Source organism: Paenibacillus gorillae (genome assembly GCF_000513275.1).
Taxonomy (GTDB): domain Bacteria; phylum Bacillota; class Bacilli; order Paenibacillales; family Paenibacillaceae; genus Pristimantibacillus; species Pristimantibacillus gorillae.
On sequence record NZ_CBVJ010000010.1, the window covers coordinates 1 to 1,021 of the forward strand.

The window sequence follows — 1,021 nt, forward strand, 5'->3', positions numbered from 1 at the left end:
TGTGAATTCTTGTCTGATTTTGAGACTGCTGAGGTTCTATAATTTTAAGAGGCTTTACTTTTTTGATGACAATAGGGTGATAATGCGTTATGTAATAGAGAGATAGGAAATTATTCGGCTTTTAATTAATTTTTTGCTCATTAATTACTGAAATAAATTATCTTGGAAGCAGGATTCAGCTTATGAATTACTTTATAGGAATATCAATTATTTTTGTTTTAATGAGCGTTATTTTTTTATAAATAAATACTACATTCCTACTCGTACATTCTATGTTTTTATAATTGACAAACAGTCAGAAACATGGAGGGGGATGTCGGCATCTAACAAAGTAACATCTTTTAAGCTTCTAATCCAAACAAATAACTTCGACAGATTCACTTTAATAGTGTTAAGTCCTAAAAAATTTGAAAACTTATTAGTTGGCGATTTTGGGGAATTTAAAGCCAGTGGGAATTTTTTTTTTGATTTTTCTAAGGATATCACATCAAATCAAGTGCAGTAGTTCTTTGATTTTCCTGTTGGAATTAAATATGAAGAGGAAAATGATATGAGGGCAGAAGAACTTGTACAGGAGAAATAATGAGCAGAAACAAATTGGTTTTAATAGTTGTATCAATTTTTGTTGCAATCATCGCAACATTGCTAATAACCGGATTCTTCGTCTTAGAAAGGAAGCATAAGAATGAGATTACTAGAGTGATTGAAAGTAAGGGGGCAATTGTTGTCCATATAGCTAAAATAAACGCAGAAGATAGTCCATTTTCTAATCAAAACGGAAAAGATAACATTATTTATAAAGTAACATATGCCATTGACAATCTCACTCATATCGCATGGTATAGAGGTGTCTAAACTATTAATAATATTCATAATCAGACACCAGGGGGAGGAATATATGGTGAATCTTGGATTTTTGGATAAATGAATCGCTGCTAAAATTTCTCCATCCTAGTCCCGCACAACCAGGCAGTACCAGACAGAGTTAGTACTATTCGCGGACGAGCGCCGCTGGTATAAA

The 1,021-nt window shown here is 32.6% G+C and carries 1 protein-coding gene; it reads left to right on the forward strand.

Features of this window, described 5'->3' with window-relative positions:
• The first annotated feature begins 582 nt into the window (after positions 1-582).
• Entirely contained in the window at positions 583-855 is a 273-nt protein-coding gene (locus TY10_RS00380) for a hypothetical protein (RefSeq protein WP_052350268.1), read from the forward strand.
• Positions 856-1,021: the final 166 nt, after the last annotated feature.